The organism is Croceitalea marina (assembly GCF_042684265.1).
GTDB classification, from domain to species: domain Bacteria; phylum Bacteroidota; class Bacteroidia; order Flavobacteriales; family Flavobacteriaceae; genus Croceitalea; species Croceitalea marina.
In genome coordinates, this window is the sequence record NZ_JBHULB010000077.1 from 20433 (window position 1) to 45198 (window position 24766).

19 protein-coding genes and 1 tRNA gene are annotated in these 24766 nt (G+C 38.5%); 7 read left to right on the plus strand and 13 right to left on the minus strand.

Features of this window, described 5'->3' with window-relative positions; translation table 11 throughout:
- Nucleotides 1-68: 68 nt before the first annotated feature.
- From dapB to udk, 6 genes are all read right to left on the minus strand, one after another.
- Nucleotides 69-770: a 4-hydroxy-tetrahydrodipicolinate reductase gene (gene dapB, locus ACFSQJ_RS15310; RefSeq protein ID WP_377767836.1), complete on the minus strand. Its 702-nt coding sequence runs from the start codon at nt 768-770 to the stop codon at nt 69-71.
- A gap of 3 nt (nt 771-773) precedes the next feature.
- Nucleotides 774-1388 carry a DUF5683 domain-containing protein gene (locus tag ACFSQJ_RS15315; protein ID WP_377767837.1) on the minus strand — a complete coding sequence of 205 codons (615 nt, stop codon included), beginning with the start codon at nt 1386-1388 and terminating at the stop codon, nt 774-776.
- Nucleotides 1381-2289: a ParB/RepB/Spo0J family partition protein gene (locus ACFSQJ_RS15320; RefSeq protein ID WP_377767838.1), complete on the minus strand. Its 909-nt coding sequence runs from the start codon at nt 2287-2289 to the stop codon at nt 1381-1383. The genes ACFSQJ_RS15315 and ACFSQJ_RS15320 overlap by 8 nt, the downstream gene beginning before the upstream one ends.
- Entirely contained in the window at nt 2290-3063 is a 774-nt protein-coding gene (locus ACFSQJ_RS15325) for a ParA family protein (protein ID WP_377767839.1), read from the minus strand. It lies immediately after the preceding gene.
- A 174-nt stretch (nt 3064-3237) separates the two neighbouring features.
- A complete protein-coding gene (locus ACFSQJ_RS15330; protein WP_377767840.1) occupies nt 3238-3567 on the minus strand; it encodes an FtsB family cell division protein in 330 nt (109 codons plus the stop codon).
- Nucleotides 3568-3570: 3 nt separating this feature from the next.
- Nucleotides 3571-4179, minus strand: coding sequence for a uridine kinase (udk, locus tag ACFSQJ_RS15335; RefSeq protein ID WP_377767841.1), 609 nt, complete (start codon nt 4177-4179; stop codon nt 3571-3573).
- Nucleotides 4180-4316: 137 nt separating this feature from the next.
- On the opposite strand from udk, the gene ACFSQJ_RS15340 reads away from it, so the two are divergent.
- The gene (locus ACFSQJ_RS15340) at nt 4317-5516 is read left to right on the plus strand and encodes a multidrug effflux MFS transporter (protein ID WP_377767842.1); all 1200 of its coding nucleotides are present in this window, start codon (nt 4317-4319) and stop codon (nt 5514-5516) included.
- Here ACFSQJ_RS15340 and ACFSQJ_RS15345 read toward each other — a convergent pair whose 3' ends face one another.
- From ACFSQJ_RS15345 to nagB, 3 genes are read right to left on the minus strand one after another with little or no spacing between them, the layout of a single operon-like run.
- Nucleotides 5517-6602 (minus strand): anhydro-N-acetylmuramic acid kinase, encoded by a 1086-nt coding sequence (locus tag ACFSQJ_RS15345; RefSeq protein WP_377767843.1) that lies wholly within the window; start codon nt 6600-6602, stop codon nt 5517-5519.
- Between the two features lie 4 nt (nt 6603-6606).
- Nucleotides 6607-7764 (minus strand): glycoside hydrolase family 3 protein, encoded by a 1158-nt coding sequence (locus ACFSQJ_RS15350; protein ID WP_377767844.1) that lies wholly within the window; start codon nt 7762-7764, stop codon nt 6607-6609.
- A gap of 28 nt (nt 7765-7792) precedes the next feature.
- The gene (nagB, locus tag ACFSQJ_RS15355) at nt 7793-9733 is read right to left on the minus strand and encodes a glucosamine-6-phosphate deaminase (protein ID WP_377767845.1); all 1941 of its coding nucleotides are present in this window, start codon (nt 9731-9733) and stop codon (nt 7793-7795) included.
- A 181-nt stretch (nt 9734-9914) separates the two neighbouring features.
- Between nagB and ACFSQJ_RS15360 the strand changes: the two genes are divergently transcribed.
- Together ACFSQJ_RS15360 and murQ are read left to right on the plus strand one after the other, a co-directional pair.
- Nucleotides 9915-10664 (plus strand): DeoR/GlpR family DNA-binding transcription regulator, encoded by a 750-nt coding sequence (locus ACFSQJ_RS15360; protein ID WP_377767846.1) that lies wholly within the window; start codon nt 9915-9917, stop codon nt 10662-10664.
- A 1-nt stretch (nt 10665) separates the two neighbouring features.
- Complete coding sequence (murQ, locus tag ACFSQJ_RS15365) at nt 10666-11478, plus strand: N-acetylmuramic acid 6-phosphate etherase (RefSeq protein ID WP_377767847.1); 813 nt, start codon at nt 10666-10668, stop codon at nt 11476-11478.
- On the opposite strand, the gene ACFSQJ_RS15370 is transcribed toward murQ, so the two are convergent.
- The gene (locus ACFSQJ_RS15370; protein WP_377767848.1) at nt 11475-11870 is read right to left on the minus strand and encodes a c-type cytochrome; all 396 of its coding nucleotides are present in this window, start codon (nt 11868-11870) and stop codon (nt 11475-11477) included. The genes murQ and ACFSQJ_RS15370 overlap by 4 nt on opposite strands.
- Nucleotides 11867-12991, minus strand: coding sequence for a PQQ-dependent sugar dehydrogenase (locus ACFSQJ_RS15375; RefSeq protein WP_377767849.1), 1125 nt, complete (start codon nt 12989-12991; stop codon nt 11867-11869). The genes ACFSQJ_RS15370 and ACFSQJ_RS15375 overlap by 4 nt, the downstream gene beginning before the upstream one ends.
- A 160-nt stretch (nt 12992-13151) precedes the next feature.
- On the opposite strand from ACFSQJ_RS15375, the gene ACFSQJ_RS15380 reads away from it, so the two are divergent.
- Nucleotides 13152-21638: a T9SS type B sorting domain-containing protein gene (locus tag ACFSQJ_RS15380; RefSeq protein WP_377767850.1), complete on the plus strand. Its 8487-nt coding sequence runs from the start codon at nt 13152-13154 to the stop codon at nt 21636-21638.
- 131 nt (nt 21639-21769) lie between these two features.
- Here ACFSQJ_RS15380 and ACFSQJ_RS15385 read toward each other — a convergent pair whose 3' ends face one another.
- A complete protein-coding gene (locus ACFSQJ_RS15385) occupies nt 21770-21985 on the minus strand; it encodes a hypothetical protein (RefSeq protein WP_377767851.1) in 216 nt (71 codons plus the stop codon).
- A gap of 293 nt (nt 21986-22278) precedes the next feature.
- On the opposite strand from ACFSQJ_RS15385, the gene ACFSQJ_RS15390 reads away from it, so the two are divergent.
- From ACFSQJ_RS15390 to ACFSQJ_RS15400, 3 genes are all read left to right on the plus strand, one after another.
- A tRNA-Pro gene (locus tag ACFSQJ_RS15390) sits at nt 22279-22353 on the plus strand.
- Between the two features lie 227 nt (nt 22354-22580).
- The gene (locus ACFSQJ_RS15395) at nt 22581-23828 is read left to right on the plus strand and encodes a site-specific integrase (RefSeq protein WP_377767852.1); all 1248 of its coding nucleotides are present in this window, start codon (nt 22581-22583) and stop codon (nt 23826-23828) included.
- Nucleotides 23829-24045: 217 nt separating this feature from the next.
- Nucleotides 24046-24504 carry a ParB N-terminal domain-containing protein gene (locus ACFSQJ_RS15400; protein ID WP_377767853.1) on the plus strand — a complete coding sequence of 153 codons (459 nt, stop codon included), beginning with the start codon at nt 24046-24048 and terminating at the stop codon, nt 24502-24504.
- A gap of 53 nt (nt 24505-24557) precedes the next feature.
- Here ACFSQJ_RS15400 and ACFSQJ_RS15405 read toward each other — a convergent pair whose 3' ends face one another.
- Nucleotides 24558-24761 carry a hypothetical protein gene (locus ACFSQJ_RS15405; RefSeq protein ID WP_377767854.1) on the minus strand — a complete coding sequence of 68 codons (204 nt, stop codon included), beginning with the start codon at nt 24759-24761 and terminating at the stop codon, nt 24558-24560.
- Nucleotides 24762-24766: the final 5 nt, after the last annotated feature.

Below are 24766 nucleotides of genomic sequence, written 5' to 3' on the forward strand. Positions count from 1 at the left end.
AACCCTGACTTGGGGCTTTACACCTGAGTGCTCATTTTTAGACTAACAAAGATAGGTTTTGTTACGATTTAACTTAGATTTAGCACATCTTTCATCGTAAAGATTCCCGTTTTATCAACCAACCATTCCGCAGCGATAATGGCTCCAAGAGCAAAGCCTTCTCTACCATGTGCTGTATGTTTGATTTCTATACTATCCACTGCACTATCATAGTTTATTGTATGCGTACCAGGTGTTTTTCCTATTCTTTTCGCCGTAATCGGAATGGTATTTTCTTGATTATTTTCCATCTTCCAGTTCGTATACTCAGAATTTTCAATAATTCCTTCCGCAAGTGTTATTGCAGTTCCGCTAGGGGCATCCAATTTTTGTGTATGGTGTATTTCTTCCATAGCAATTGAATAATCTTTAAGACCTGCCATCATTTTAGCCAATTGTTTATTTAACTCAAAAAAAATGTTTACTCCTAAACTAAAGTTTGAAGCATAAATAAAAGCACCATTATTTTCAGCACACTGGGCTATTGCGTCATCAAATTTTGAGAGCCAGCCAGTAGTTCCAGAGATAACAGGCACACTATTCTCAAAGCAACTTGTGATGTTGCCATAAGCAGCGTCAGGAGTGCTGAAATCAATGGCTATATCAATTTTGTTGAAGTCAATAGCCTTTGTGCCCACATCTATTTTGGCTACGATAGAATGTCCACGCGATACGGCTATTTGCTCTAGCATTTTCCCCATTTTACCATAACCGAACAGAGCAATTCGCATATTTTAAAATTTAATAACCAGCGCCATTCCATAATTGGGTTGGGCCGTGATTTGATTGTAGTCTAAAAAAGGTTTAAAATCCATTGATAAGCGGTCGTCAACATTAAATTGTTTTAAATGCGCATCGACATTTGCATCTACAACGTTTAAGGTATATAGTAAAATAGTCACAAGTAGGGCCAAATCTCGCTGTTCTTGAAATCGATTTTGGGCATCTTCTAAATCTCCGTTGTCCAGTGCATCAAATCTTGTATCACCTTCCAGACCTGCTTGCCTAAGTTTAAATTCATCCCTAAAACTATTGTATTGTGTGTTGTTAAATGAGTATACAGCTATACTTGTTCCTAACGCTCCCCACACTAAGGGAGCTTTCCAATACCGTTTATTATACATCTGACCCAAACCCGGTAGAATGGCAGATAAAAAGGCCGCTTTGCTCGGCGCAAGTGGATTAATTTGTTTTTGATAAGTTACTTCTTCTACAACAATTCCCTTTCCTTTAAGCTCTGTGGATAAGGAGTCTGCCTTTTGGGTTGCAATCGAATCCTTTGCGGTTTGCTGCGAAAAAATAAGACACGGCATCAAACAAAGAACAAATATGATTAGGTATTTACCCACCAGTAAGTATTTTTTTCAAGCGTTGAAATTCTTCTTTAGAGTGAAAAGGAATCACAATTTTACCTTTACCATTTGGCGAAGATGTAATGTCCACCTTTACCGCAAGGTTTTTGGTAATACTATCTATGTTTTTACTGATGTAACTGGGGAGTTCTTTTTTTGTAGTGGTCTTATTAATTGAAGATTCCCCTCTGTTGTTTTTGAATGCTTTTACCAGTTGTTCCGTTTCGCGAACCGATAACCCTTCTGCAACTATTTTTTCATAAATGGCAATTTGATCTTTCTTTTTGTCAATATTGACCAAAGCCCTACCATGGCCCATTGAAACAAATCCGTCTCGCATACCGGTTTGAATAATGGGATCCAATTTGAGAAGACGCATATAATTTGTGATAGTCGAACGTTTTTTTCCTACACGCTCACTTAATTTTTCTTGTGTAATCTGAATTTCGTCGGTAAGTCTTTGATATGAAAGCGCAATTTCTATTGGGTCTAAATCTTGACGTTGAATATTTTCGACCAAGGCCATTTCTAAAGACTCCTGATCATTGGCAATTCTTATATACGCGGGTATGGTTTCTAGGCCAACTAATTTTGAGGCTCTAAATCTTCTTTCCCCAGAAACTAATTGAAACTTATTAAAATCTAACTTTCTGACTGTAATAGGTTGAATGATGCCCAATTCACGAATGGAGCTGGCCAATTCTTCGAGTGTTTCATCATTAAAATTAGAACGTGGCTGAAAAGGGTTTACCTCTATAGAATTGATATCCAATTCTACCACATTGCCAATTACTTTATCCGCGTTTTTATCGGATACGGACTGAATATCATTGTCCGGGTCTTTTAAAAGAGCGGACAAGCCTCTGCCAAGAGCTTGTTTTTTTGTTGCTTTCGCCATTTAAACTTTCTCCTTGTTTTTACTCAATATCTCATTGGCCAAGTTCAAGTAGTTAGATGCCCCTTTACTGCTGGCATCGTACTTTATAATACTTTCACCATAACTTGGCGCTTCACTCAATTTTACATTTCGCTGAATGATGGTATCAAAGACCATATTGGCAAAATGCTTCTTTACTTCTTCTACGACTTGATTTGATAACCGCAAGCGAGAATCATACATAGTTAGTAACATACCCTCAATATCTAAATCCGCATTATGTATTTTTTGCACACTTTTTACCGTATTTAATAGTTTTCCTAGGCCTTCTAAAGCATAGTATTCACATTGAATAGGTATCATTACGGAATCTGCTGCCGTCAAGGCATTCAGGGTAAGTAGACCTAAAGAAGGTGCACAATCTATTAAAATATAATCATATGAATCACGAAGGTCTTTTATGGCCTCTTTCATCATATATTCTCGGTTATCTTTATCTACCAATTCAATCTCAATGGCAACCAAATCGATATGTGAAGGAATTAAATCAACATTAGGAGAATTGGTTGTAACTATTGTTTCTGAAGCCTCAAGGGTGTGCTCCAATAACTGGTAAGTACCACTTTCAACACTATCAACATCAATACCAAGTCCTGATGTTGCGTTGGCTTGAGGGTCAGCATCAATTAAAAGCACTTTTTTTTCTAAAACACCTAGTGACGCAGCTAAGTTAACCGTGGTGGTGGTTTTACCAACCCCACCTTTTTGGTTTGCAATAGCAATAATTTTACCCATTAGTTAAGTAAGTTAGGGGTTAAAAATACAATTATTTAGCGTGCCAAAAAATGTATTTTGTTAACACCAAGTGAATAAACAGCAAGTATGACGTTAAAGAAAGTTAAACAAATGATTATTAATGGCACACAAGTTTTTTGAGCCTTAAAACGCGCAGTTTTAGCCTTGATTAAATTAGTCGTTCTTAGTTTTTAAACTGTCTTCATATTCAATAAGAAAAATTTCCTCATTATCTTTCTTCATGTAATATTTTTCCCTCGCGAATTTTTCTAACTCCTCAGGGGTAGATAGTTCTTTGAGTACTTTCTTATCTTTTGTAATTTCATTTTGCAGAAACTCTTTTTGTTGTTCGAGCTTCTTAATCTCTCCTTGTAATTCTAAATGAATAAGTAATGAATTGGTATCGAAAAAAACCATCCAAATAACAAATATGGTAAGTACCAATACATACATATTGGTAAGTAGTTTGAACCATTTTTTTTGTTTTAACGCGGCAAAACCCATAAATCAATTTAGTTTGTCATTGATAATAGTCTTTACGATATCGACAGCTACTGTATTGTAGTGATTATTTGGTATAATGATGTCGGCAAACTCTTTTGAGGGTTCGATAAACTGATTATGCATTGGTTTTACTGCAGTTTGATAGCGATGTAAAACCTTTTCTAGATTATGGCCACGTTCTTTTATGTCACGTTGTAACCTTCTAATTAGTCGCTCGTCAGAATCGGCGTGAACGAAAATTTTAATGTCGAACAACTCTCGTATTTTAGGGTTGCTTAAAACAAGGATGCCTTCAACAATCATTACTTTTCTTGGCTCCGTAAGAATAGTCTTTTCTAATCGGGTTTCTTCAACAAAGGAATAAACCGGTTTTTGAATCGATTTATTTTGCTTTAATTGATTTAGATGTTCAATCAAAAGTTCAAAATCAATTGAATTCGGATGGTCAAAATTCACTTGACTTCGCTCTTCTTTCGTCATATGTGATAAATCATTGTAATACGAATCTTGAGAGATTACCCCAACGACGTTATCGGGTAATTCATTTACAATTTGATTTACAACAGTGGTCTTACCGCATCCTGTTCCGCCAGCTATACCAATTATAAGCATTCAAAAGAAGTTTGTTCAAAAGTAATAATTTGAATGTAGACAGACTTCTTGTTCCAACAAATAATAAACAAACAATTTAGGGACAAATACATGCATTTACAACGTTTGATTGGGTATCATATAACTACTTTTGCCGAATGCAATCTGAAAACCAAAAACCTAATTTTGAATTTGTAGCTCTTATGGCGTCTTTGATGTCAATAGTTGCTTTGGCAATTGATGCCCTATTGCCCGCAATTTCTGATATAGGAATTGCCATTAAAAGCAAAGACCCAACGGTGAATCAACTGTTGATTACCATGATTTTTTTAGGTTTGGGAATCGGCCAGTTATTTTTTGGACCACTTTCAGATTCCTATGGTAGAAAGCCAATTGTATATCTGGGTTTCATTGTATTTGCCATTGCTAGCGTTATCTGTTTATTTGCTCCAAATATTGAAATAATGGTAGTGGGGCGTATTTTTCAGGGTATCGGTCTTTCGGCACCACGAACAATTACGATATCGATTATTCGAGATTCATATAAAGGTGATTACATGGCAAAAGTCATGTCTTTTGTTGTGGCGTTTTTTATTCTTATCCCAGTTGTGGCACCTGCCATCGGAAAACTTATCTTAGATGAATTTGGGTGGGAAGCTATTTTTTATGTCCAACTATTTTTTGGGTTGTTAGTGGCCATCTGGTTTTGGAAAAGGCAGAAAGAAACCCTCAAACGAGAATATAAAATTCCTTTTTCGGTTCGTGTTTTTATAGATGGTACAAAAGAGTTTTTGAAGTACAAAGAGACCATCGCTTTTACTATGATTTCTGGATTGGTAACTGGTGCTTTTTTAGTCTATTTAAGTGCTTCACAACATATTTTTGAGAATCAATATGAGCTAAAAGAAGCATTTCCGTATATCTTCGCTGGGTTGGCAGTTTCTATCGGTCTGTCTACCTTTCTAAACGGAACTTTAGTGCTCCGTTTCGGTATGCGTAAGCTATCCTTTATGGCGCTTTGTACGTTTTGCATCATTGCATTGCTCTATGTTATAATTTTTTGGGGGACCCCCAACCCGAGTATCTATATTTTAGTGACTTTTCTTTTTGCGCAGTTTTTCTGTTTAGGTTTTATGTGGGGCAACTTTCGTTCCATAGCCATGGAACCTATCGGCCATATTGCCGGTATTGGCGCAGCAATAAATGGTTTTGTCTCTACCTTGCTATCTATACCCATTGCAACCTTGATCGGTTATTTTGTAGATGACACGGTTTGGCCGATGTTTTTAGGATTGGCGTTGTGTGGATTAGGGTCTTTTATAATTTTTATGATATCAAAAAAATTAAAACCCAGTTAATCATTTAGAGGGAAAGAAAACTACACCACTACAAGAATCGTTTGATGCCCCTGTTACCGAAGACAATACATTAGTTTTGTCTTCCATTTTTAAAACACCCATTAGGCCAAAAACCAACGCCTCTTTAAAATTAATGAGTTGTTTTGATGGAATAATCACTTCAGTATGGGGAAGTAATTTTTCACGAAGTGTTTCAATAAAAAAGTCGTTTAAGGCACCCCCACCGCAAACCAATAAGGTATTGACCTTCTTTTCCATATTTTCAGTGATAGCCAAGGCTATTTTGGAGGTATTATGCTGTATAAAAGTGTGCAACAAGTCTTCGATACTAGCCTTGGATTCCTCAATTAAAGGGATTATCTCTTTACTAAACCATTCATATCCAGTAGATTTTGGGAATGGAAGTTTATAGTATTCTAGTTTATCTAATTGAGAATGAAGACCTTCATTAAGCTCTCCAGAGGCAGCTAACGTACCACCTTTATCATATTCCAGGTTTGTTTTTTGCGTAATGTAATTCAGCGGCATGTTGGCTAGGCCGATATCGTAGGCTACTCGTTTTCCATCTTTTTGAAATGAAATATTACTAATACCGCCTAGATTGAGGCAGAAATCATAGTCGCTGAACAACAGTTCATCACCTATCGGAACCAACGGCGCTCCTTGACCTCCTAGTTTCACATCTAAAGATCTAAAATCGCAAACCACTTTTTGTCTCGAACTGTTGGCAAGCTCTTGCCCATTTCCGAGTTGAAAGGTGTATTCTTCTTCCGGTCTATGATGTGAAGTATGTCCATGACTGGCTATAAAATCAACATCTAAATTGTTCTTCTGAATGAATGCCTTTGCTTGCTCGCCCAGCCATATACCATAAGCTTTATCTAAATCTTCGTGTGCTGAATCTGAAAGATATATCGCATTTTTAAGCTGCAATTTCCAAGCTGGGGAATAGGAAATAGTTTCGGCATCTAGAATTTTGAAGCTCCAAAAAGTCTCAGTTTCTTGCCAAATATGACAATAAGCAATGTCTAAACCATCTAATGAGGTTCCGGACATTAAACCAAGCACCTTATAAATCGTATTCATTGTATTAAAGACTTTTCTTTAATTCTAAAATACGTTGATAACTTTCATCAATTCGTTCCTCAGAAACTTTACCATCCTCAACCAATTTTAAAATATGATTAATTGCTCTTTTCGCAATCTCCGGTTCAAAAGGAATTTCAACACAATCCGATATATTTTCCGCACATGGGGCCGCGTTATTCGAAAACAATAACATATCTACACCGGCAAGAATCGCTTTTTCAATAGCTGTTTCAAAGTCGTAAAAATTGGAAATTGCTCGCATTTGCATATCATCTGAAATGATTACCCCTTTAAATCCGAAATCTTTTCGCAGAAGGTTATCAATAATTTTCGGAGATAGTGTAGCGGGTAGGGTATCTAAGTTTTCATTATATACATGTGAGGTCATTATAAAATTGATATCCTTATCACTTACCAGTGTTTTAAATGGAATTAGTTCTTTTTCTGACCAGGTATGGGTTACATCTGCCAAACCTTTGTGCGAATCTTTATCTGAACTTCCATGACCAGGAAAATGCTTTGGAACACAAATGATATTTTCTTTTGCATGTTCTTGTATGAACACTCTAGCGTTAGAGATTACAAGATTCAAACTATCTGAAAAACTGCGCTCTCTGGCCCCAATTATTGGATTTAACGGATTAACGTTGATATCGATTACAGGGCCAAAATTCATGTTTATCCCTAATTCGGATAATTCTGAAGCCATGTTAGCTGCCCACAGTCTTGTAGAATCTAAATTATTTAGGTTGCCAATAGCCTGGTGTGACTTGTGATACTGGAAACCATCCTTGATGCTTAACCTAGTTACAAAACCACCTTCTTCGTCTATTGCAATCAGCAATTTACTGGTATTAATTGCCTGCAAATCGGTATTGAGATTTTTTAATTGAGATGGAGCAATTACGTTTCGTTTTACCGATTCTTTAGAGGGTAAGTCCCTACTGTAAAGTACAACTCCCCCAATATGATATTCGGCAACCATTTTATATATGGGGTCGCTCTTAGTAAGCTCGGTTCCTCTAAACCCAACCATTATCATTTGCCCAACTTTCTCTTCCAGCGTAATATTTGAATTGGACTGAATACTTTCTTTTTTTTCAACACAAGAAAATAAAAATAAAAGCAAAATGGATACGAATATTGGGGTACGGTTCATTTTAAAAGTTTGGCTAAAAATATAACTTTTAGTTGAAGTGATAACGCACAAAACCCTCCATAGCTTCATATTCTGCCATGCCCAAAGCATTATATTTATGGGCTGTTTCTTTATTACGTTGCTCTGCCCGCTGCCAAAACTCACGCTCATCGTTCCCTGGAAACATAGCTGCATCTTTTTGCGACTGGTGCTTAAAAATGGCGCTTATTTTTCTTGCCATGTCTTTAGGTCCGATAGGCACGGTCATTTCCATATCGGAAATATCCCATTCTTGCCATGCCCCGCGATAAAGCCAAACATAGCAATCCTTAATCCAGTCCACTTTATCTTCTACTAATCTATCCAAAGCTTTAAAGATAACTTGTAAACAAACCCTATGTGTGCCGTGCGGATCTGATAAATCACCTGCAGCAAAGATTTGATGTGGTTGTATTTGATTGAGCAAATCGTAGGTGATTTTAATATCTTCTTCAGAATGTGGTTTTTTCTTGACCGCTCCGGTTTCATAAAAAGGCAAGTTCAGAAAATGGGCGTTTTCTTCAGGAACACCGCAGTAGCGACATGCTGCCAGTGCTTCTCCTTTTCGTATCAAACCTTTGAACTCCTGTATTTCGGGGCTGTCAATTTGCCCTGGTGACTTATTACTTAAAAACTGACGCACATTTCTAAAACGTTCTTGCAACTGTTTATCGTCTTTTTCTATACCCGTGGCAAAATCTAAAAAACGAATCACTTCATCATCAAAGACCGCAATGTTGCCCGAGGTCTGATATGCAACATGCACCTCATGTTTTTGGTCCACTAAACGCAAGAGCGTGCCGCCCATTGAAATAACGTCATCGTCAGGGTGTGGACTAAAAATTAAAGAGCGTTTTTGGTGTGGTAATTCACGCTCTGGGCGTTGACTATTGTCAGCATTTGGTTTGCCTCCCGGCCATCCGGTTATGGTTCGCTGTAATTGGTTGAAGACCTTCAGGTTTATCTGTTCTGCCGAACCTATTTCTGCAACTAGACTGCCCATTCCGTATTCGTTATAATCCTCATTGGTAAGTTTTAGAATGGCTTTCCCTAGTTTTTCCGATAACCAAATTGCAGCTTTTTTGATAAGCTTCTCATTCCATTCACAATCGCCAACTAACCACGGTGTCTTTACTCTGGTAAGAAAAGACGCAGAAGCTTCATCTAAAATAAAATCACAGTTGTTATGGTGTTGTAAAAAAGTAGCCGGCACAGATTCACGTATTTCACCTTCAACAGCTTCTTGTACAATTTGGGCCTTTCCCTCGCCCCAAGCCATTAAGATAATACGCTTTGCGTTCATAATGGTGCCGACCCCCATGGTCAAGGCCCTTGAGGGCACGTTTTCTTGACCAAAGAAATCACTGGCAGCGTCTAGTTTTGTGACACGGTCTAATCTAACCAGTCTAGTTTTACTATGCATCGAAGAACCTGGTTCATTAAAACCAATATGACCTGTCCTTCCAATCCCCAAAATCTGAATATCCAATCCTCCAGCATTAAGGATTTTCTTCTCATAATTTTCGCAATATGTCTTTACCTCTTCTTTTGATACCGTACCGTCAGGAATATTTGCATTTTCTTTTTTAATATCAATATGGTCGAACAGATGCTCATTCATAAATCGTACATAGCTATGAATAGAATCGGGTTGCATGGGGTAATACTCGTCCAAATTAAAACAAATGACATTTTTAAAACTTAAACCTTCTTTACGATGAAACTTTACAAGAAAATCATAAACCTTAGTTGGGGTAGAACCTGTTGCCAAACCTAGAACAGCCATTTTACCTTGTTTTTGTCGTTGTCTGATTAATGATGCTATCTCTTGTGCCACATAAAGCGATGCATTTTCTGAATTACTATGCATCAGTGTATTTACTTTTTCAAACTTTTTTTGCTTTTCATTGGGTTTGACTACTGGATCTTTAGATGAGGTCTTTTGTGCCATTTTTTGATGTTTTTGAAATTGAAAACAGCACAAAATTACATAATTTTTCTATATTTTGCTGTTTTAGGTCATTTTATTTGCTGTTTTTTACTGTTTTAAAGAAATTTATAGCGTATATCAGGATAAAAACAGCATGTAATTCAAATTACTATCTTTGACTTTTAATTCTTATTTGGGATAAATGCTAAAGGAAGAACGTCAACGGGTTATCCTTAATGAAGTTGAACTTCATAATCGTGTGCAGTTAATCGATATTGCAGAAAAGCTCAATGTTTCTATTGATACTGTGAGAAGAGATGTAAAGGAGTTGGATGCAGAAAGTCGACTTAGAAAAGTTCATGGCGGCGCAATTTCTTTAGGCTTTGCTGCCTACAGTCCCAAAAGAAACAGTGTTTATGCCTTAGATGAAAAAATTGTTATTGCTGAAAAAGCAGCTACACTCTTAAAAGAGAACAGTGTAGTTCTAATTGATGGAGGAACTACTTGTTTAGAATTAGCCCGACTTTTACCGCCAAAGTTAAAATTAACCTGTTTTACTCTAAGCCTACAAGTTGCCATGGAGTTGCTGAACAAGCCAAATGTTGAAATAATTTTTATTGGAGGAAAACTGTCTTCTGATGCACAAATAAGCTATGGAGGTAACACAATAAATAATTTGGCAGAGATAAAAGTGGACTATAGCTTTATCGGTACTGGCTATGTGGATACCGAATTTGGACTTACAGAATTTGATTGGGATATCGTACAGACCAAGAAAGCGGTTATCAAAGCTTCAAAAAAGACCGTTTTACTTTGCATATCTGAGAAATTGGACTCTCAACATCGATTTAAGACATGTTCTTTAAATTTAATTGATACAATGGTTACTGAATTAGAACCAGATCATTTATTATTGAAAAATTTTAGGAACCAAGACATACAGCTTTTATAATATGGGTGAATACCAAAAGATAACAGAAAGCGCTTCTTTATATGATAATCTTGAAAGCATGAATTCGGAAGATCTATTGCAAAAGATAAATCAGGAAGATAAAAAAGTGGCTGATGCCGTACAAGATGTCATACCTCAAATCACCAAATTGGTAGACGCTTTGGTAGTACGTTTTGAAAAAGGGGGGAGGCTTTTCTACATAGGCGCCGGTACTAGTGGTCGATTGGGCATTTTAGATGCTTCTGAAATTCCACCGACCTTTGGTATGCCGCATGACAAGGTGATTGGTATCATTGCTGGTGGTGACGGAGCAATTAGAAAAGCGGTTGAATTCGCAGAAGATAACACTTTACAAGCTTGGAAAGATCTTCAAAAGTTTGATATAAATGAAAATGACACCTTGGTCGGGATAGCTGCATCTGGCACGACACCCTATGTTTTAGGAGGGATTAAAGATGCCAAAGCAAACGGATTGTTAACGGCAGGTATTACCAATAATCCTGGGTCACCTCTGGCCAACGACACTGACATACCAATTGCTATAAATGTTGGCCCTGAGTTCGTTACAGGTAGTACAAGAATGAAAAGCGGGACTAGTCAAAAACTAGTCTTAAATATGATTTCTACCGCCTTAATGATTAAAATAGGTAGGGTTGAAGGAAATAAGATGGTAGATATGCAGTTGAGCAATAATAAGCTCGTAGATAGAGGCACCCGGTACTTGGTAGAGGCTTTGAATATGCCTTATAAAGATGCTGAAAAAGCATTGAAAAAGCATGGTTCTGTGAGAGCAGCAATTGCAGCAATTGGTTAATGCTTAGTTCTTATTTTTGCAACAGCCTCTTTTGTGACGCTCTTTTTGTTTTTATTGCCCCACGAGTTTTGAATGAAGTTCATTACATTAGCAACTTCAAGGTCGGATAGTTTTACTGCTTTCATTTTACGGTTATAGTTAACCCCATTTACAGTGATTTCCCCTTTTAGACCGAATAAAATACCGCGTATACTTGATTCTTGATTGTTTGTTAAGTAATCAGAATTTGCTAAGGGCGGAATACGTTTTTCTTTCCCTAAACCACTTTTTCCATGGCAGGTGGCGCATTTTCTGAGGTATATTTTTTCGCCTAAGACCACGCTATTTTTTAAACTCGATTGTGCGTAAAGATGTGAACATCCAAATAATAATAGAACCAATAACAGTTTCATTGATTTTTCGGGATAAGCTTGTAAATACCTTTTCCTTCAACACTCACATAGATAAAACCATCAGGCCCTTGTCTTACGTTTCTGACCCTTCCCAAACCATCTAGCAACTTTTCTCTATAGACTACCTTGTTGTTTCTTAGTTCCAACCTTTCCAAATATTGAAAGGCCAAAGAACCGACCAATAGGCTTCCTTTCCAACCTTTGTATTTTTCAGATGTTACAAATGTCATACCGCTCGGGGCTATGGATGGGGTCCATTGGTACAGTGGTTGTTCCATTCCGGGTCTAGAGGTCTCATCTGTTATTTTTGTCCCAACGTAGTTGATTCCGTAGGTAATAATTGGCCAACCATAATTTCTACCTTTTTTGATAATATTTATTTCATCACCACCCCTAGGGCCGTGTTCGTGGTTCCAAATGTCTCCGGTTATAGGATTTTTAACCAAGCCTTGCGGATTTCGGTGCCCATAACTGTAAATAGCTTTTTTTGCCCCCTTTTCGCCTATGAATGGATTGTCGTTTGGAATTCGACCATCATCATGAATTCGGTATATTTTGCCGCCGTCTCTGGTAATATCCTGAGGGTTTACATCCCTGTTGCCCCTGTCCCCAATTGAAAAATAGAGAAAACCGGCATCATCAAACTCTAGCCGAGAGCCCCAATGCTGCCCTTTAGTAGTATTGGGTACTCCTTTATAGAGTATTTCTTTAGCAACCAGTTCATTGTTTTTTAGCTTGGCACGCATGATGGCTGTATTTCCACCATTCCCATCGCCATCAGATGAAGAATACGAAAAGTAGATCCATCCATTATTCTCATAATCTGGATGTAGTTCAATATCTAAAAATCCACCTTGACCACGCTCGTAAATATTCGGTAACCCCTGAATTTGTGTCTTTTCTCCATCTTTAACCAAAATGAGCTTTCCACTCTTTTCTGTGATTAAAATGCTATTTTTTGAAGGAAATACCATACCCCATGGGTTTTGTATTCCTTCAATGATTAATTCCTCTGAAAATGAGTTAGTTACGGGGTTTTTAATGGTTTTATCCGTTGTCTGAGCACAAGATTGAGTGAGCAGTACAACGAAAAAATAGAGACAAATTGGGTGGTTTTTCATAATTTTAACGTTCTATGGATACTTTTTATAGTTAAAACGTAGTTATAAAGGTACCAAACTAGTGACTAATTGTATAAAATAGATTTTATTGTTTAGAAAATTATAAACTAAGAATGTAAGATCCCAAATCTAACTATTCTACCTTAACCTAAATTGACCTATGCTGCCCCAAACCACAAGGCGTCTTTTGTATGCCGTGCTATTGATACTGTTATCGGTAGGCACCATTTCTGCGGTTGCAAAAAACAATATCCCCACATTTTTTGATGCATTAACTTCTAAAGTTGAAAAAACTGAAGAACAGTCTGTAGCATTAGAGAGAGCTACAACTTATTATAAGTCTGAAGTTAGTACTGCGTCTGCTCCAATGTTTACTACTATTGTTCAAGGAGCTGATGAAGAAGTAGCCTGTAGTAACAATGGTTTTACCATAGCCCGTTTTAACTTATGTGGTGATTCAGATGATAGAACGATATCACTTTCAGGAGGACCTTATGGTTCGGTAGAATGGCAAATTTTAGGAGGTTCGTGTTCACCTGATATCAATGAAGATTGCCCGAATACAACGACCTCTTGTTATTCAACCGTTAGCACATCTCAAACTTTTAATATCGATGCAAGTTCGATTCCTGCTGCTTCTGGCGCAGAGTTTCGAGTTATTGCCGACGGAGCACAATACTTTTTTAAAGTGAAGAAAAGTACTATTACCCAAACTCATGTTAAAAGAGATTTTATTTGCGGAGTAGACGGACGAATACAGATAACAAACCTTTCTAGTTCATACGAATACAGTATTGATGGAGGCGCCAATTGGCAGACTTCACCAATATTTGATGGTTTAGCTCCCGCCACCTACAATATTACAGCACGTTTACAGAATACACCCAACACTTGTGAATACCCGTATGACCCAATAGTTATTGAACAGTTGGATATTAGTATGGACGTCGAGTTCGTTGATGCACAATGTTTTGGAGATACAGGTAGTATTACGGTAATGGTTAATGATGTGCCAGGCCCTTATAAGTATACCTTATTAGACGAAAATGGGGTTCCTCAAGAATTCACCACCTTCATTACGACCAATCCATATACTTTTAGTGCTGTTGGTTTTGGCACTTATAGTGTACAGGTTGAAACTCAACAATGTATGGGTGACCCTGGAAATGGAATACCGCCACCTAGGCAAAATTTAGATATTAATGGCAATCCTATCAGTATTGGTGATGGTATAACGCCATTATCGGCTTCAACCGAGGTTAACGAAAGTTTAAGCGCTGAACCTTCATGCGGAGCGACGAGTGTAGCTATAATTGTTCGGGCATCTGGTGGTTCTGCTCCATATACGTTCACTGTAAGTGATGGTGGTACTTCTGCAGGATCCTTTACAACTGAGACGACATATACCGTAAACACTGCGGGTAGTTATGATTTCGAAATCACTGACGCTAATGGTTGTACCATAGATGCTTCCGCAAATGTTGTTGAACTAACCCCACCTGATGTTACTGCTAGTGGAATAGACGGCACTTGTACTAACGGAGGTGCTAAATTGGATATTAACGTAGTTGATGGAAAAGGATATAATCTATCATTTAGGGCTACCCCAACAGACCCTTGGAGTACTGATCCTTTATTGACTGTTCCTGCAGGTACGTATGCAAATATTGAAGTAAGATACCAACAAGGTAGTTTCGATTGTATTTATACGATACCGACTTCTGTAACCGTGAATTCCGTAGGTACAATTAGCGGTAACGCAGTTAAAATAGCTGATAGAACTTGTGATGGAAGTGGTGGAACAGTAGGTGGAATAATTGAGTTTCAAGGTCCTTTTTCAGGAGGCTCCGGTAGTGGTTATACGTTTAGTATTTCTGGTGATAGCCCATCGAACTTTACAACCCAAACGCTTTACAATAATTTAGCCCCGGGTACGTACACGCCAATAATTAGAGATGGTGGGGGCTGCCGCTTAGAGTTGACACCGATTACAATATTAGATATTGATCCTCCAACGGCGTTGGCTTTCGTGCAAAGTGATACCAACTGTTCGGCCGGAACATCTGATGTGCAGCTAACGGCAACAAGCACGAATCCTATTGTGAGATATGAAATTATAAGCCCAGCTTATTTGGATAATGGAACAAACGATACGTTTGATGATATAAATGTGAACACTGCCTATGAATTTAGGGTAACAGATGACCAAGGTTGTACCTATACGGACAGTTTCACACCAGCTGTAATCAGTTCTATCCGCGCTAGGGTTAAATCTGGCGGAGATTTAAATGTTTGCACCGGGGCGGCTGATGGTGATGGTACTTTTATCATCGACGGTTTTGCGAATAATTATACCTTTAATATTGATGGTGGTACCGAGAGTGCCCCCCAAAGTGATTTGGAGGTTGATTTAAATGGCTTGGCCGCCGGCAGCTACGTAATTACCGTAACTGATGCTGATACAGGTTGTCAAGATATGGCAACACTAACGGTTCAAGAGCCTACAACTCCCTTAACGCTAACAGGTAATGTAACACCAATGAGTTGTGCAAATGGCAATATTGGTCGAGTTATTGCTAGTGCAACAGGTGGTTGGGGAAGCTATAATTATACATTGACTTACCCATTAGGAACTGTTGTTGGACCGCAATCTGGAGTTACTTTTGGAGGTTTAACCGAAACAGGTACCTATACTTTGGATGTTGAGGATGCTGAAGGATGTGCGGATACATTTACATTTGATTTAACTCCTTTAGATGCCCCCGTAATAGATTATGATGCAACAGCTTCAGATTTATGTTTTGAACCAGTAGCAGGAGCTACTCTTGGTGTACAAGTAACTACTGATGGTACTGCCGGTGCACCTTATGAATATCGAATAAATGGAGGAGCGTGGCAACCAAGTCCAGTTTTTTCAGGACTTTCTCCTGGTAATTACATTGTTGAGGTAAGAGATGCTAATAATTGTGGTGATACGATAAGCCTTAGTGTAAATCCTCAACTGCGGGTAAGTGCGAGTTTAGTGGCAGAAATACCTTGTGGAGGAGGAGATGGTACAATTCAAGTACAAGTGAATGGAGGTTATACAACCGGGGCTGGAATAAAACAATATGAAGTAAGTGCTGATAACGGTGCCACATTTGGAACGCCCATTCCATTGACCGCAACAAGTTTTACTTATGATACGAATGCACCCGGAACATATATTTTTAGAGTTACTGATAACGAAGGATGTGTTGCTGAGTCCAATCCGTTTGTACTAGAACCACCCGTCAATATTGATCCTGCTTCAGCAGAAGTTTTTCCACCGGTTTGTGGAGAGACAAACAGTGGTAGGGCTATTATTACCCCAGATGCTACAAGTGGCGTAGCACCGTATGAAATCAGTTTTGATGGTGGCGCTTTTTCAAGTCAAACAAACTTTTCAAATTTAAATCAAGGGCAGACTTACAGCTATATAGTAAGAGATGCAAGAGGGTGTGAAACGATACCTCAAAATTTAACCATTCCGAATGCAGGAACTGCTCCTGATGCCACCGTTGGCGTTATTGATGCAGTCTGTAATGCTGCCACGGATGTTATTGGAGGACAGATAGATGTTACCGCGGTAACCGGTGGCTCACCAGACTTCACCTATGTATTACAAGATCAGTTTGGGGTAGAAATAGAAAGAATAGGACCGACATCTAGCACAACGCCCAGCTTTACAAATGTTCCTGTTGGTTCATATACTGTTTTTACCATTGATAGAAACGGTTGTATCGACCAAGATCAAGTAACGGTTGATGATGGCGATTTAGATGTTATACCAGATGCGATAACTCCAATAACATGTGACCCAGGTGGTTTTACAAATACGGTTACCATTGTCGGCGGTGTTGGGCCATTCGATATCAGATTGGTTACTGATCCGCCTAGTACTTTTGTTCCGGTTAATCTTCCCCCCGATAGGCATACTTTTACTGGATTGCAATATGGGGTATCTTATACAGTAGAGGTTTTTGATAATGGCACGGGTTGTACACATATAGAAACTATAGACCCAATTGACGGACCTTCACCACTTGATGTTACCGCGGTTTCAACTCCTGGTTTCTGTGATGCTTCACGAAATGGACAATTGGAATATACCATTACTGGGTTTGCCCCCGGTGATGATTTACTGATTGAAGTTTATAATGTAGATGACGGTAGTCTGTTAACTTCTGAGAACCCGACAAATGTGACCACCATTCCATATGTAAATACTTTTGATACGCTGCCAGGCAATTATCAGGTGATTGTGACCAACCAAACCGATAATTGTAATGATGGAGCTTTAGTAACAATTGATAGAAATTTACCTGCTATATTTATCTTATCCGAAGAGCCTGCGAACTGTAATGCAGACGGACAGATAACCGTAGTTGGTTCTGGCGGGGCCGGTGGACCATATGAATTTGCCTTTGGTGCGACAGGTTTTGATCCAACAGGTTTATATTCGAGCACTACAACATATACCGGAGCGGCAGGAAGCTATGATATTTACGTTAGAGATGCTGCCGGTTGTACTTCATTTGATATCGCAACCATAATTCAGCAGCAGGCTGCCCCTGTACTTAATACTCCAGTGGTAGACAACCAATGCGATGTAACCGCAACAGTCTTCCAAATTACTGTTAGTACACCAAATACAACGGATACCCCTCGTTTCACAATTAACGGTACAACCCAACTTGGTACTTTAAACGGAGCGGTTTATGAGGCAACATTTACGGTCAATACGCCAGGAGATTATAATGTGTTTTTAGAAGATGCCGACGGATGTTCAAGTACCGGTATCGCCCAAGTATTTGAATTTTTATCCGCATCGGGCGGTTTTTCGGTAGAACCTTCTTGTAATAATACAGACGGTACAATAACAGTTACCACAAATGGTGGTAGTGGTAACTTTACCTATGAATTAAGAGATGGTGCAAGCAATCCGACCGGAAATACAACGGGAGCCATAACGGGTATTTTTACTGGTGTAGGTCCTGGAGATTATGAAGTTATGGTAACCGATGATATTGCTAACGACGGAAGTATATTTTGTCCGTTTTTAGTAGACGGAATTACTTTGGAGGCAGCGACACCTCCAGTTATTGCCTCAATCATTGAAGAAGATATTACCTGTAATGGCGATGATAACGGAAGTATTGATGTTATTCTTGCTGCTGGAACCGATGTTGATAATCCTATTACATACACTTTATATGAAACTGGTACAGCAACTGTTGTACAGCAGAATAATTCAGGGTCATTCTCAGGTTTGGTGCCCGATAGCTATGATGTAGAAATAGTTACGGCAAGAAATTGCGCTACAAGACAAAATAACATCGAAATAGAAGAGCCACCTACATTTTCTATTACAGCAAGTGCTCCAGATTTCAATTGCGAGCCAGGTACAAATACCTATAGTTCTACCATTATTACCGCCACCATAGTAAATCCGGGTACGGCTACAGGCGGATACCAGTATAGTATTACTGGTTTTGAGAACTACCAGGCCAGTAATACATTTGAAATAATTGATAATGGTTCGCCACAGAACATTACGGTATATGCTATAGATGGCAATGGATGTCAAACGACTTTTACCTTGCCCACAATTAATCCGCCTACCGATGTAGTACCATCCTTAAGTGTAGAAAGTGTCTTGGATTGTGCTAATCCGGAAAGGGTTAGAATAGATGTTACGGGCACTACTAATTTTACCATTGTGACCAATTCGGTGACATCGGTAGCAAATGTAGATGTAGTTGGTGCATCATTTGGTTTTGTTGATTTACCTGATGCAGGAGATTATCTGATTGAGATTATTGATAATATCGGCGGTTGTACCTATCCGTTACCTAAGCATGAAGTTGAAAATCCAATTATACCTTCAATTCTAATTGCTGAAGCCCAACCCGTACGTTGTGCTGTGCCAGGTAATGATGGTGAAATGTCAATCGAAGTTACCGACTACACCGGAACATATGCTTATGAAGTATTCGCTGTAGATAATCTTGGAAACGAGACTACTACCGGTATAACAGGTAATTTAGATACAACTAATAATCCAGAAACAATAACAGGGCTTACAGGTGGTAATTTTGTAGTAAGAATAACTTCAACCCAAGATCCATTTTGTACTAATGTCAGTAATTTGACTACGATCAGAACGCCTAATGGACCTTTAGTACCCAGTGCCATAGAAATTGGAAATGTTAGTTGTGCCGATAATGCAGGTAAGATAGAGGCAAACTTGACTGGAGGTTGGGATGTTTCTCCATATGCATACCGCCTTTTATTGGATTCAGATAATGACACGACCTATGAAACCGAGGTATTCACTTGGGGTACGGTCAACGAATTTGAAAATTTAGCTAGTGGTAATTATCGTGTAGAATATAGAGATATCGAAAGTTGTGATGCCTTTTTTGATATTACTTTGGATGCGATCCTACCGATTCAAGCAGGTATACGCGAACCACAAGCTTTGGTATGTCCAGATGGTAATAATGCGGTTTTAGAAGCTTTTGACCCAACAACCGGTGATGTGCTGACTGCATTGGCCGGTGCCACTGGTGGAGTACCAGGTGCAGGTTACAAATATCAACTGATTTATTTAGGCAGTAATGATATCACCGATGAGATTTCACGTAGCGGATTGCAAGATTCACCAACTTTTACTGGAGCTGGAGGAGGTTTTATAAGTCAAGGATGGTATGCCATAGAGGTATCCTCGAGTTTCGGATGCGCCGGAGTAACCATTCCTTATTATGTTGATCCGCCGCCGCCGATTATTCCAAATTTAGTTCAGGTTCAAGCCCCGGGATGTGGTGGCCTAGGTCAGATGCGTTTGACCATCGAAAACCCAGAAGCAGGTTTTGAGTATGAATATAGACTCACAGATATTGCTGGCGGAAACATAGCCGATCCTTTTATTCGAATGGAAGATTCAGCAGGTAATGCTGCTACTTTTGTCATAATCGATGGCGGGCCAAGTTTCTATCAGTATGAGGTTAGAAAAATTAACGCTACCAATACCTGTGGAGTAATCAATTCAAACGGATTAACACTAGTTGATGCGCAGGATATTGATTTGGTCGTGAATCAACCAGATGATATTTCATGTGCTTCCGAAACCGATGGACGTATAGAATCTTTCTCTTCCGGAGGAGTAGGAAACAACACCTATACGCTTTATCTAGGTGACCCGGTGGATGCATTTAACCCGTCAGCATCAGCGACTATAGTAGCTTCTAATGATTTTGGTACTTTTGAGGGACTTTCAGATGCTACCAACTACTACCTTGCCGTTACCAGTGGAACTACATGTCAAGATATTGAAGGGCCTTACGCGGTAACAAGACCGGCCCCAATTGTTTTTCAGGCCAACGCTACTTCAATAAGCTGTAGTGGTGAAAATGATGGTACGATAACCGTTGAGGTTACTAGTGGCGGAGAAGGTTTGCTACAATTTGCAATTGGCCCCAATTTTAATGAATTTTTTAGTGACCCAGACAATCCTACTACATATACTTTTGAGGATTTGGAAGGTGACGCAAACGGAAGAGAATATACTGTCCTAATACAAGACTCTCAGGGTTGCTCTGAATTAACAACAGTGATGGTCTATGAACCAGATGAGCTACAGATTTCTTCGGTAGAGACTCCTGAAATTTGTCTTGGTTTTGCCGATGGAACAGCCCAGTTGACCATAACAGGAGGTACACCTTTTGTTGATGCCAATGGAGTGACATATTACGAAACGAGTTTAAACTCAAATGACGATGCCGATTTCGTGCGTAATGACAGTCTTCTCTTTGAGAACCTTTCAGGAGGTGAGACCTATGTGGTATTTGTGCGTGATGCGAATGGTTGTGCCGATAATATTGTAATACCTATTGAAATAGGGGTTGATATTATGGCAGAAGCTATTGTTGAATATGGCTGTGATGGAATTTTCCCGAATAGCACGGCGCGAGTAGAAATGCAAAATCAAGCTGCATTGGCAGAGGTATTATTTTCATTAGATGTCGATGATGTATCAGTAGCTTCTACTGAAAGAATGTGGGGTGATTTGCCGGCCGGTGACCATACCGTATATATCTATCATCCAAACGGTTGTACGACCATGGTAGAATTTACAATCGATTTCTATGAACCTTTGATGCTTGAAGTTCAAAAAACAGGTCCAGATGAAATTACGGCAATCGCCACTGGTGGTTTCGGCGGATACGAATATTTCTTCCAGGGCGAATCGATGGGATCGGATAATATATTTAACGTGAACATAGATACAACAATCAATGTTAGGGTTATTGATGAAAGAGGCTGTGTAGTTGAAATGGTCTTTCCTTTTGATTTTGATGGTATGGTAGATATACCTGGTTTCTTTACCCCGGATGGAGATGGTTTAAACGACTCGTGGTATCCAAGAAATCGCGAATTCTTCCCGAACATAGAGGTAATCATCTACGACCGTTATGGTAGGGTAGTGGCAACACTAGATCAAGTTGATAAGTGGGATGGAAATTATGACGGAGCACCATTACCTACAGGAGACTACTGGTATGTTGTTAATGCCAACGATAACGAAAAACAACAGTATGTAGGTCATTTCACATTATATAGATAATTCTTTAAATGAAGTAACAATACAAGGTTTTAAAATTACCGTTTAAGTGATATTTTATACATTTCATATAAAAACTTAACTGTTGTCTAATACTTTTGATTTATTTTGTAGGACAATACCTATAAATTAATTTAGCGACAATCTGCTTTAATGAAAAATAACTTATCCAAAGCCTCGCCTTCATTCTTGTTTGAAGAAAATACCAAAGTTTGTAAAGATTCATTGATTACACTTAATTTAATCCTCAATGGATTGGCTAGTGAAAAAAACCATATCAAATTAATTACCATACCCTTTTGATGAGTTATTCGCTTTGGCAAGGCACCGACCTTGATGAATTTTGTCATAAACAAGCATTAAGTTATTTTTTATTTCATCCTCAAAACGATTCTGAAGTTGCCCGAGAAGCGCTTTTTATTGAAATAAGGGAATTTCTTGCTGGGTTTTCGAAAGTATAGAAACCGAACTATTCTTTCTATAATTTTATCAATAAAGGTTTCACTTTAAATAGTTATTTTTGCCTTCTTAATTTTGGAAAGTGGCCACTTGATTTTATTCAAGATAAACTGCACCACAGTGCATTCGGGGTGAGTTTAAAAGCCGCAGCACTTAACTTTGTTAAGTGATATTTAATTTATTTCGGGATGTGGCGCAGTCCGGTTAGCGTACACGGCTGGGGGCCGTGTGGTCGCAGGTTCAAATCCTGTCATCCCGACTTGACTATTTTCATATAGTTGCAGAACGTTGCAAATCACCTGATTTGCAACGTTTTATGTTTTTAGGGGTATCAAATGAAACCCAAAGAAAGCATAAGAAAACACCGCGTTGGTGTCCTAATCGGGAATTGCAACCCATCTAATTTTTTGTACATTGAAGTAGCTTTAGAAGGTATTTTACTTTGTGTTTTTTACCATTTTATTTATGAACTAAAAGCTATGTATTATGTTGGAAAACAGTAGATTATCAGTTGTATTTGTCGTTAGAAAACTTACTTCAAAAACAGATACTATCAAGGTGTATGCTCGTGTTACCGTTGATGGTAAAAGAGCCGAATTCAGTTTAAATCGGGAATTGGCGGTGTCCCTTTGGGATGAAAAACGGAAGCGGGGCAAAGGCCATTCGAAGTATGTAATCTCCCTCAATAAGTACTTAGACCAAGTGTTTACAGGGCTTCACGAAGCCCATCGTCAACTTTTACAGGAAGATATTGACATAAGTTCAAAGGCGGTAAAAGCCCGATTCTTAAAAGAAGACGATCGGGGAAAGACGTTATTGGACTTAATTTCATACCATAACAGTACCATGTCAACGACCCTGAGACCAGGTACAATGAAAAACTATTATAGTAGTAAACGTTGCATTAAAAAATTTCTTAATGATGAACTTGGTATCGAGGATATACTCCTTAAGAAGCTCAATTATGGCTTTATTGTGGACTATGAACAGTATGTTAGGAAGTACAAACCGGCAACTCGAAATAATTGCACCAATAACGGTGCAATGAAACATATGGAACGCTTGAAAAAGATGTCAAGGCTGGCAGTTCGTTTAGAATGGTTGGACAAAGACCCTTTTATCAATTATAAATTGAAGTTCAAAAAAACGGAACGTCAGTTTTTAACGGAACGAGAAATAAGGCTAATCGAAGAGACTTCATTTCAAGTCCCCAGTTATCGCAAGATAAAAGACCTATTCATTTTTGCCTGTTACACGGGACTTTCCTATGTGGATGTTCGAGAATTAAAGGCTAACCATCTCGTAAAGGGTATGGATGGAAATGATTGGTTGTACACGAAGCGAACAAAAACAGATGAACCTTTAAAGATTCCCTTATTGCCCAAGGCAAAGGAAATCATAGAAAAGTATAAAGATGACCCAGACATCATTGCAAGTGAAAGACTACTGCCTATTTATACTAATCATATGATTAATCGTACGCTGAAAGATATTGCAGATGCTTGTGGTATTCGAAAGAGAGTGACATTCCACGTAGCACGGCATACATTTGCCACCGCTGTTACCCTATCCAATGGAGTGCCTATAGAAACGGTTTCTAAGTTATTAGGGCATACCAAACTTTCAACAACGCAAATTTATGCTAGGGTGGTTGAAAAGAAGGTTGGGGAGGATATGCAGAACCTGATGGCGACTATGAAACAAAAGAGATATAAGGCTGAGGAAGTTTCTTAGGTTGTTTTATAATGTGCAGCGTTATATAACTTGAGCTTTGATAAAAGAGAAAGTTGGTACCGCACTTTATGAAAAAGTTCTTCTAAATTATTCTTTTAAAAAGTAATGGAATACGGTTTTGCCGAACCCGCAGAGTGGGGAGGTGAAAGTGTATGGAATGGACAGTAGATTTATAGCACTCTAGTTTTTCATATATTATGATTAAATTTTTCGAATTATGAAATTGGATTTAAATGACTTTGACAAGGATGAACTTAAAAGGTATAATAGAATCAAAAATTTACAAGCCAAGGAACTGCAAGAAATAACACCACGGTGGGCCGTTGATGAACATGTTGACAAATGTTCACATCCAGATTTTCTGCCTAACAGCGATTATATAATGGTTAATCTAAACTTGCCTAAGTTAATCTCTTCATCACAATTTGGTGAACTCAATCCCTCAAAGTTAATAACTGATGATATAAACGATTGGAGGTATGTTGAAATAATAGAAAGATGGGGAAAAGGAAAGTTCATAGACCCACCAACCATTACACCCCATAATAAAACTAAACAAATCACTTACATTGATGGGCGCCACAGAACTATCGCTGCCTATCTTACTGGGGCGCAAACTATCCCAGTGGCAGTTCACAAGACTTTCCCTATTGAAAACTTGGATTACCTAAAATAGTTTGTCAAGTCCATTCTTATTTTTCGCAACTCGATTTACTTTTTTCGACCTGATTAGATTTCCATTATTGCTTCTTTGAGTTCCATTAAAACATGACAGCAATTTTGTCTCTCGAAATCAGTAAAGATATCCTCTGCAAGAAAGTGAAGCATAAAAATGGTTTTATCCAAGGTTTGGGTAAGAGATAGCAGGTCGCCCTCGTGACATTTTTCTATGTATTTTAGGATAGGGGATAGGTCAAGATTTTTGGACTCCATAATCT